Annotated in this window: 1 protein-coding gene and 1 other annotated feature; the gene reads right to left on the bottom strand. The window is 58.0% G+C overall.

What is annotated here, in order from left to right; genetic code table 11:
* Positions 1-39: 39 nt before the first annotated feature.
* Positions 40-1,268, bottom strand: a protein-coding gene (locus ACIK7D_RS27720; protein ID WP_154722767.1) for an IS3 family transposase whose coding sequence is annotated in 2 segments (ribosomal slippage) — positions 40-974 and positions 974-1,268 — 1,230 coding nt in all. Because the reading frame shifts where the segments join, the coding sequence is not laid out codon by codon here.
* Positions 871-987: a sequence feature (AL1L pseudoknot), on the bottom strand. It overlaps the preceding gene by 117 nt.
* Positions 1,269-1,321: the final 53 nt, after the last annotated feature.

Raw genomic sequence — 1,321 nt, 5'->3', positions numbered from 1 at the left:
TGAACCGCACCGGGTCTGCCGGAGGCTGTTTGGTTTAAGTTATGCGGCCATGGCTGGTTCGTCCAGCATGGCGTAATATCGCTCCTCGGCTTCGGCTGGCGGAATATTTCCAATGGGCTCCAGAAGACGACGGTTGTTGAACCAATCGACCCATTCGAGTGTGGCGAATTCAACCGCCTCAGCGGTGCGCCAGGGTCCACGCCGATGGATGACCTCGGCCTTGTAGAGACCATTGATCGTTTCGGCGAGGGCATTGTCGTAGCTGTCGCCGACACTTCCGACAGATGGCTCAATACCTGCCTCTGCCAACCGCTCGGAATAGCGAATGGACACGTATTGAACACCCCTGTCCGAATGATGCACAAGACCGCCGCCGTGAAGGGGACGCCGATCATGAAGCGCCTGTTCAAGAGCATCGAGAACGAAAGTTGCATGCGCCGTCCGGCTGACCCGCCAGCCGACGATACGCCGGGCGAAGGCATCGATGACGAAGGCGACGTATACGAAGCCCTGCCAGGTGGAAACATACGTAAAATCGCTCACCCAGAGCCTGTTCGGCGCGGGGGCCTTGAACTGGCGGTTTACGCGGTCGAGCGGACTGGGCGCGGATTTATCCGGGACCGTCGTTTTGATCGGCTTGCCACGGATGATGCCTTGAAGACCCATGGCCTTCATAAGCCTGGAAACCGTGCAACGGGCGATATCGAAACCTTCCCTCTGCAGTTGCCGCCAGACCTTGCGCACGCCGTAAACTTGGAAGTTCTCGTCGAACACACGACGTATCTCGATCTTCAAGGCAATGTCGCTGCGGGCGCGGGTCGACAGCCGATCCACGTCCAGGCGCTTGGCAATGTTCTCGTAATAGGTGGACGGGGCAATCGGCAACAGCCTGCAGATCGGCTCGACCCCGAACACCGCTCGGTATTCGTCGATGAAGGAAATCATCGCTTCAATGGGCGGTCGAGCTCCGCCATCGCGAAATATGCAGACGCCTTGCGCAAAATCTCGTTGGCTTGGCGAAGCTCGCGGTTCTCCCGCTCAAGAGCCTTCATCTTCTCGGCCACATCACTCGGTAGTCCAGCTCTCTTACCGCTGTCGACCTCAGTCTTCTTGACCCATTCATGCAGCGTTGCAGGCGAGCAGCCGATCTTGGCAGCGATTGATGAAACCGCAGCCCACCGTGAAGGGTGCTCGGTTTCGTGATCCAGCACCATACGAATGGCGCGGTTGCGGACTTCAGGTGAAAACTTGTTCGTTGTCTTGCTCATATCGGCTCCACTTTCTCAGAAGTTGGAGCCTCCGGCAAATCCGGTGCGGTTCA

It is taken from the genome of Agrobacterium sp. P15N1-A, assembly GCF_044626815.1.
GTDB classification, from domain to species: Bacteria; Pseudomonadota; Alphaproteobacteria; order Rhizobiales; family Rhizobiaceae; genus Agrobacterium; species Agrobacterium leguminum.
Note: the sequence above shows the minus strand (reverse complement) of the source record. Positions and strands in the feature narration are given on the sequence as shown.